7 protein-coding genes and 1 pseudogene are annotated in these 7,363 nt (G+C 73.1%); 5 read left to right on the top strand and 3 right to left on the bottom strand.

What is annotated here, in order from left to right:
- Positions 1-184: 184 nt before the first annotated feature.
- On the bottom strand, positions 185-1,246 hold the full coding sequence (locus tag ACNFOC_RS47615) for a PadR family transcriptional regulator (RefSeq protein WP_416965237.1): 1,062 nt from the start codon (positions 1,244-1,246) through the stop codon (positions 185-187).
- A 1-nt stretch (position 1,247) separates the two neighbouring features.
- Positions 1,248-2,423 carry a DUF4097 family beta strand repeat-containing protein gene (locus ACNFOC_RS47610; protein WP_416965236.1) on the bottom strand — a complete coding sequence of 392 codons (1,176 nt, stop codon included), beginning with the start codon at positions 2,421-2,423 and terminating at the stop codon, positions 1,248-1,250.
- Between the two features lie 163 nt (positions 2,424-2,586).
- Between ACNFOC_RS47610 and ACNFOC_RS47605 the strand changes: the two genes are divergently transcribed.
- Positions 2,587-3,432: a hypothetical protein gene (locus ACNFOC_RS47605; RefSeq protein WP_416965235.1), complete on the top strand. Its 846-nt coding sequence runs from the start codon at positions 2,587-2,589 to the stop codon at positions 3,430-3,432.
- A 27-nt stretch (positions 3,433-3,459) separates the two neighbouring features.
- On the opposite strand, the gene ACNFOC_RS47600 is transcribed toward ACNFOC_RS47605, so the two are convergent.
- Complete coding sequence (locus tag ACNFOC_RS47600) at positions 3,460-3,642, bottom strand: DUF6104 family protein (RefSeq protein WP_019075209.1); 183 nt, start codon at positions 3,640-3,642, stop codon at positions 3,460-3,462.
- A 115-nt stretch (positions 3,643-3,757) separates the two neighbouring features.
- On the opposite strand from ACNFOC_RS47600, the gene ACNFOC_RS47595 reads away from it, so the two are divergent.
- From ACNFOC_RS47595 to ACNFOC_RS47580, 4 genes and pseudogenes are all read left to right on the top strand, one after another.
- Complete coding sequence (locus ACNFOC_RS47595; RefSeq protein ID WP_416965234.1) at positions 3,758-4,117, top strand: CU044_2847 family protein; 360 nt, start codon at positions 3,758-3,760, stop codon at positions 4,115-4,117.
- A gap of 16 nt (positions 4,118-4,133) precedes the next feature.
- Positions 4,134-6,044: a VMAP-C domain-containing protein gene (locus ACNFOC_RS47590; RefSeq protein WP_416965233.1), complete on the top strand. Its 1,911-nt coding sequence runs from the start codon at positions 4,134-4,136 to the stop codon at positions 6,042-6,044.
- Between the two features lie 46 nt (positions 6,045-6,090).
- Entirely contained in the window at positions 6,091-7,119 is a 1,029-nt protein-coding gene (locus ACNFOC_RS47585; protein ID WP_416965238.1) for an AAA family ATPase, read from the top strand.
- 37 nt (positions 7,120-7,156) lie between these two features.
- Positions 7,157-7,363 (top strand): annotated as a pseudogene (locus ACNFOC_RS47580) (hypothetical protein); the annotation flags it as partial.

The raw sequence follows: 7,363 nt of genomic DNA, 5'->3' as shown, positions 1-7,363 counted from the left end.
GCAGACCGGTCTTGAACACCATCGCGGCGAGAGCGAGCGAGGAGTCGCCCGCGACCGCGTTGAGGGTGGCGACCCCGGGTCGACCTGCTGGTAGTGACTGGATCGTGGCGACTTGCCCGTCAGGTGCGGGGTGGTGCGCCTGGAGTTGGTTCCGGGGCGCACCACCTGCGGTTCGCGGCTCGGATCAGGCCTTGTGGCCGCCTCGCAGCACCGCCCCGATGTGTGCCGCCGCCGCGGACAAGTGGCGGCGGGTGTCGCGGAGTTGGTCCTCGGTGACACCGCGGTCGCGGGCCGCGTCACGGATGTCGTCCCGGAAGCGGTCGAGGAGTCGGTCCAGGTCGCGGGCCGGGTCGCCGGTGGAGTCCTCGTGGGCCCAGGTCGGTTCGTACTCGGCGGGGAAGTCCTCCGGGGTCTGGCTGTACTCGGGTGCCGACGGCGGTGCGGACTTGCCGGCCGCCGGCCGACCGAACCCGAAGTCCTTGCCGAACTCCTTCCCGAAGTCGCCGAACTCCTTGGCCAGTTCGGTCAGGCTCTCCCGTACGCCCGTGGGCCAGTCGCCGCGTGCGAAGTGGTCCTGTGCGTGCTCCTGGACCTGGCGGCCGATGCGCTGCATCTCCTCCTGGGCCTGTGCCCACGCCCGCGCCTGCGCTTCCTTGGCCTGGCGCCGGGCCTGCTGGGCCTCCTCGCGGGCCCGGCGGCTCTCGTCCTTGGCGCGGCGGGCCTGTTCCTTCCACTCCTGTTTGGCGCGGCGCATCTCCTCCTTGGCGGCGCGCCACGACTCCTTGTCACCGAAGTCCGTGAAGTCCCCGGCGGGGCCTTCGTGTTCGCCCGGTCGGCCCCGCCCGGTCCGGGCTCCCTGCCGGGCCTCGGAGGCCGCCGCGCGCATCTCGCGCCGCAGGTCGCCCGCCGCGCCCCGGACGTCGGCCCGGATTTCGGCGGCCAGCTCGGCCACCGACTCGCGGATCTCCAGCTCCAGGTCGGCCAACTCGCCGCTGCGGTCGGCCAGTTCGGCACGGCCGGCGTCCGTGATGGCGTACACCTTGCGGCCGCCCTCGGTGGTGTGGGTGACCAGCCCCTCGGCCTCCAGCTTGGACAGGCGCGGGTAGACGGTGCCCGCCGAGGGTGCGTACAGCCCCTGGAAGCGCTCCTCCAGGAGGCGGATGACCTCGTAGCCGTGTCGGGGGGCCTCGTCCAGCAGCTTCAGCAGGTAGAGGCGGAGGCGGCCGTGGGCGAAGACGGGAGGCATGTCAGAGCACCTTCTTGTCGGTCGTGCCGTCGGCTACGGCGGTGCCGGAAGCGCCGTCCGGGCCGGAAACGGAATTGTCCCCCGAGCCGCCCTGCGCCCCGTCCACAGGGTCGGCGCCGGAAGCGTCGTCCGTCACGCCGGGGGCGGAGGTGCCCGTGGCGTCGTCCGAAGAAGCGTCCGGGGTCCTGGTCCTGTCCTCGGGTTCCGTCCCTCTCGCGGTGTCGTCCGCAGAGGCGTCCGACGTGTCCGGCCCCTTCGTCATGTCGGGCCGAGGCGTCTGGTCGGGCCGGGGTGTCTTGTCGGTTTGCGTCGCCGAGACGGTCGCCTCCGCGTCCCGGTCCCAAGGCCCGTCCTCGCCCTCGTCCTCGTCCTCCGTCGCCGGGCGGCGCAGCAGGGCGATCGAACCGGAGACGGTCGTCGCGCGGAGCTTTCCGGTGCCCGCGCCCAGGCGGCCGGTGATCTTGTGGGCGCCCCACTGGCCGTGCACCCGCAGCCCGTCGAAGGCGTTGGAGATCGAACCGCTCGCCGTGTTGGCCTCGACGTCCGCGTCCGCCGGATGCGGCAGCCGGATGGCGATCTCGCCCGAGACGTTGGTCAGCCGGACATCGGTCGGACCGTCCGGGTCGAGGTCCACGATCATGGAGCCGCTCACGGACTCGGCTTGCACCGAGGGGCCCGAGCCCTCGACGACGGTGAGGTCGCCGGAGACCGAGTTGAAGCGGAGGTCGCCGGTGACGGCCTGGGCCTCCAGGTTCCCGGAGACCGTCTCGGCGCGGACGGACCCGGAGAGACTGACGAGGGTCGTGTCGCCCGTGACCCCCCGCACCACCGAAGGCCCGCTGATCCCGGAGACGACGGCCGCGGCGCCGACCACCCCGACCTCGACCCGGGTGCTCGCGGGAACGGCCAGGGAGACCACCGCGCTGCGCCGCCAGCCCTTCCGGTCGAGCCACTTGAGGAAGCCCTTCCAGGGCAGGTCCTCGTACGCCACCATCAGCGTGCCGTCCGTCTGGGTCACCACCAGGGGCGGCCCGTCGATCTCGGAGATCTCCATGCGGGCGGAACCCTCGTCCGTCCCCACGACGTTCACCGTTCCGTTGACGATGCGCACGTGGAGATCGCTCACGGGCTCGTCGAACGTGAGCTTCTTGGGCTCTGCGACGGACCACTCGGACATGATGCAGACCTCCTCGGCCTAACCGGACGGGACACGACGCGCCATATCGCGTCTTCCGAGAAACACGATATATCGCGGATGCGGAAAGTCAAGACACTCGTTCCGGTGATCACCGGACATCGAACAACCGGCGGAAATGGGTGCATTGCCCTAGCGTGTGATCATGTCCACGGAGAAGTCGCAGGCCAGACACCGGACCGGTGCCACTCCGGGCGCCCTGCTGCTCTGCCGGGCCGACCCCGACTCCGTCGCCCAGGCGGCCCACCCGCTCCGCGAACGCATGCTGCTGACCAGCGCGGGCGACGGCTGGAGCGTGCTCGTCCCCGAGGGCAAGCCCTGGCTGCACGGCGAGGAACCGGTCGACCGCGTCCTCACCGGCTGGGCCACCGCGCTCGCCGTCGGCGCCCCCTGGCCGGTGCTCGCCCTGTGGTGGGACGCGGACCACGCGGGCTACACCCTGGCCTCCGGTTTCCGCCGCCCCGTCGGCTACGTCTGGCTCACCGACGGCACCCCGGCAGGCGAGGACGAGGCCATGCGCACCTTCGCCGCCCGCCTGGGCCTGGACCCCGTCCTGGACGTGCAGTCCCTGGACCACCTCACGAAACCGGACCCCGAAGCCGACGCCCGCGCCCGCCTCCGCGGCCTCCTGGCCGTCCTCACGCGCGCGGGAGTGGCCCTCCCCACCGGCCTCACCCCGGGCGAACCCGCCGACCGCCTCCGGGAGATCGCCCGCGTCCGCCCCGACACCCGGCAGGTCGAGCGGTCGGGCTGGCGTGAGGCCGTCCGCGCGGAACTCGACGCGGTCGACAGCAGCCGCCTCGGCCCCTGGATGCCCTGGTCCGGCACTCCCATGGCACGCGCCGTCGCCCTGACCCAGATGGCGGCGGGCCTCCCGCTCACGGCCTGGGGCCTACGACGCCGTAGCGGAGGCTGGATCGTCGCGGGGGCGCTGCTCCTGGCGCACGGAACGCTGGGACTCGCCTACGACCTCGCCCGCCCGCGCGACTGACACACGCGGGCGGCACCGTCGTAGGAACTACTCGTCGTCGTCCTCGTCGTCCAGTCGCGCCAGCCAGGTCGCCAGGCGTTCCACCGGGACCTCGAAGTCCGGGTTCAGGTCGACGAAGGTGCGGAGCTGCTCGGCGAGCCACTCGAAGGTGACCTCTTCCTCGCCGCGTCGCTTTTCGAGCTCTTCGATGCCTCGGTCGGTGAAGTACACGGGGGATTCTCCTGGGGGCGTGGGTCTGACACCTCCAGGTTATGCGGGTGGCAATGCGTCCGAACCACCACCTCACGCGCGCGTGACTGGGCACAATGGCCGGAGGGGGGATGTCATGGAACGGAAGATCCAGGAGATCGAACTGCCGGGCGGCCAGGTCGTGCTGGCACGGGTGGGAGTCCTCAAGCCCGACGAGATCCCGTACGACGAGAGCGAGCTGTCGTACGAGGACGTCGGCGCCCTCGATCACCTCACGGCCCGGGTCGACCAGCTCAACGAACTGGTCACCGGCGTCGGCGCCGCCGTTCTCGCCGCGGCCCAGGCCGTACGCCCCGACGAGGTGAGCGCCACCTTCGGTGTCGAACTGGTGGTGAAACCGGGCAAAGCCGTCGCCATGCTGGCGGACGGCGAGGCGAAGGCCGCCCTCTCGATCACGCTGACCTGGCATCTCGCCGACCCGCCCAGCGCCCCGTGACGGAGGCGACCCGTCCATGACGGAGGCCAGACTCGACACCCTGGTGAGTCATGCCACTGTGTGGCTCGGGCCCGACGACGCCGGCGGAACGCAGTGGGGCAGCGGATTCTTCGTCGCCCCGGAGTGGGTGCTCAGCTGCGCCCACGTGCTGCTGGCACACCGGCACCGCGAGGAGACCGCCCCCTTGAGAGTGGTCGGCGCGCTCGGTGAGGCACGGGCCCGCGCCGCCTACTGGGTGGGCGCCGGACCCGACCCGGAGCAGGACCTCGTCCTGCTGCACCTGCTGGACGGCGCACGCTCCCGGCACTGCGTACGCCTCAGCGACCGCATCGACAAACCCCACCGCGTCACCGCCCACGGCCGTTACGTGCCCCACCGGGGTGCCGTGCCCCGCGACTGGAGCGGCCAGTGCGAGGTCAACGGGACGGACGGCCCGTACGGACTCACCCTGGGCGGCGCGGACATCCCGCGCGGCGCGTCCGGCGGACCCGCCCTGGACCGCGACCACGGTGTCGTGGCCGGCGTCGTCAAGGCGCGCAAGAAGGAGCGCGGCGGCGGACTCGCCATCGCGGTGACCGCGCTGCGCGGCTTCGACGCCGCGGTGCCCGTGGCCGGTGAGGACGGCCTCGGCGCGGACCCGTACCGGGCGCTGATCCGCGCCCACGACCAGTGGCACCAGGAGCAGGCCACGAGATCCTCGTCCTGGGTGGCCGTCCAGGAGGGGCTGGGAGGCGGCGGGGAACGCCGGTGGACCGCGCGTGACAGCGCGGCGGCCTCCGCCCTGCTCGCCGAGCTCCCGCCGCCCGCCTCCACCGCCGACCTCGTCTCCGTCATCGGACAGGTACTCGGCGAGGACGATCCCGTGTGGCCCGGCACCGCCCCGCCCCGCGACTGGCGGGACGGCCACGGGTGGCTGTACGAGAGCGCCGACGGCGACGACATCGCGTTCCTGCACTACCTCCAGCTCGTGGCCCGCCGACTGCCCGAGCGCTCGGGCGCGCTGCGCCACTGGGTGCGGGCGCGCGCCGAGCGGCTCCCCGGCCGCTACCGGGCCCTGCTGACCCGCACCGGACCCGCGCCCCGCAAGGTCCACGCCGACCACGCGGACCCGGCGGTCGCCGTCGAGCTGCGGCCGGACGTGAACCATCCCGACAGCCGTTTCCACTGGCGGGTGTGGACCTGGTCCGACGGCGTCGGTTCCGCGCGCCCGGCGGGCCAGAGCGACTCGGCGGACGGTGACCCGCTCATAGCGCTGCCGGCGCTGCTGAGCGAACCGTTGCAGGAGGCCTTCGACTACCTCGACACCGACCAGCACCCGGCCCGCCTCGAAGTCGTCCTGCCCGTCGAGCACTTCGACCTGGACGTCCACCTGTGGCGCTGCCACCGGCGCGCCCGCAGCAGCCGACCCCTCCCCGCCGACCGGCTGTTCGGCGTCCACCGTCAAGTGGTCCTGCGCTGCCTGCGGCGCGGCGGCCCGGCGGCGGAGGCCTGGCTGAAGCGCTGGAGCGCGGCGGACACGGCCCAATGGGGGCTCCACGCCCTGCCGTTGGCCCCTTCGCCGTACCCGGCCCCCGTCGGTACGGAGCTGGACGTGGCGGCCCCCGGTGGCGTGCCCGTGCTGTGTCGCCCGGCCGCCGACAGCATCCCGGCCCTGCGCCGGCTGATCGGCTTCGGCTACGGGCTCGCCCTGTGGAGCAGCGGCAACCGGCACCCCGGCGGGTGCTCCACCGAGTGCCACGAACTGCACCGCCGCACCGCGATGTTGCTCGGTGACACCGGCCGCGCCGCCGCCCTGCCCGAGGAAATCCGGGTACTGCGCGAGCGGATCAGCCAGGAGGACCCCGACGCCGACTGGGCCGACCCGCTGGCCCTCATGTACGACGACCCGCGCCGACCCCTGCCCACCGGCCGCCTCAGCTCGCCCTGACCTCGTCCTTCCTTCGACGTTCGCCCCGACCGGAGGCACCGTGACCATCGCGCCCGACTGGTTCGTCTACCGGGGTACCGGCGAGCCCCACGACGGGATCGGCCGGCTCCCCGCCCCGCCGCCGTGGCGGGACTTCGACGGCGCACCCGTCGCCGCCGACCCGCCCCCGCTGGGCACGGAGTCCACCCGGCGCCTCGGCACCCGGGGCACGCTCGACGTGGTGTGGCGCCCCGAGGACCTCGAACTCATCAACGCCGCCCTCTACTTGCGCCGCCCCCTGCTGGTCACCGGTGACCCCGGCGCCGGCAAGTCCACCCTCGCCCACGCCCTCGCCCACGAACTCGGTCTCGGCCGGGTCCTGCACTGGCCGGTCGTCAGCCGCACCACCCTGCGCGAGGGCCTGTACGCCTACGACGCCATCGCCCGCCTCCAGGACGTCCAACTGGCCCGGCAGGACGGCACGGACCACACCGCGGACATCGGCCGCTACCTACGGCTCGGACCGCTGGGCACCGCACTTCTGCCGTACGAGCGCCCCCGCGTGCTCCTCGTCGACGAACTCGACAAGAGCGACATCGACCTGCCGAACGACCTGCTGAACGCGCTGGAGGAGGGCGAGTTCGCCGTCCCCGAACTGGAACGGCTGTCCGGCTCCCAGGAGGAGGTGGAGGTGCTCACCGACGACGGCGGCCGGGCCGTGGTCCGCCGCGGCCGGATCCGCTGCCGCGCCTTCCCCGTCGTCGTGCTGACCAGCAACGGCGAACGCGACTTCCCCGCCCCGCTGTTGCGCCGCTGCCTCCACCTCGACCTGCCGTCCCCGCGCGACGACGAGTGGGGTGCCGCGCGCCTCGGCGCGATGGTCCGCGCCCACTTCGGCCCGGCCGACGGAGACCGGAACGACGTCCTGATCCGGCAGTTCCTCCAGTCCAGCCCCGGCTCCCTGCGCGCCGCCGACCAACTCCTCAACGCCGTCTACCTGACCCAGCAGACGCTCCGGGACAACGAAGCGGACCGGCAGCGGCTCGCGGAACTGCTGATGCGGCCGCTGGACCAGGGCGAGCACGGGGGCCGCTGATGACAGCCGCCGTGCCGTGTCGTTCCGGAGCACCCCGATGACCGACTCCGACTCCACCGAGCCGCTGCTCGAACTGGCCCGTCGACTAAGGGCGTTGGGCGCTCCACCGACCGCGCGTGAGCTGGCCGAAGCACTGTGGCTCGCCCGGCACGTGGCACCCGCCGACACGGCGGCGGTCGTATCGGAGCCCGTTCCGCCGCCGCGGTTTCAGGAGCCGCCGACGCCGTCCCCGCCTCCCGATCCC

Source organism: Streptomyces colwelliae, assembly GCF_048158785.1.
Classification (GTDB): Bacteria; Actinomycetota; Actinomycetes; order Streptomycetales; family Streptomycetaceae; genus Streptomyces.
This window is presented reverse-complemented; position numbering and strand designations above follow the sequence as displayed.

Bases quoted from the DNA above. Each gene is read 5' to 3' on its own strand.
- ACNFOC_RS47605 (WP_416965235.1), top strand. From the start codon at position 2,587: ATGTCCACGGAGAAGTCGCAGGCCAGACACCGGACCGGTGCCACTCCG.
- ACNFOC_RS47615 (WP_416965237.1), bottom strand. From the start codon at position 1,246: ATGCCTCCCGTCTTCGCCCACGGCCGCCTCCGCCTCTACCTGCTGAAG.
- ACNFOC_RS47590 (WP_416965233.1), top strand. From the start codon at position 4,134: ATGACGGAGGCCAGACTCGACACCCTGGTGAGTCATGCCACTGTGTGG.
- ACNFOC_RS47595 (WP_416965234.1), top strand. From the start codon at position 3,758: ATGGAACGGAAGATCCAGGAGATCGAACTGCCGGGCGGCCAGGTCGTG.
- ACNFOC_RS47610 (WP_416965236.1), bottom strand. From the start codon at position 2,423: ATGTCCGAGTGGTCCGTCGCAGAGCCCAAGAAGCTCACGTTCGACGAG.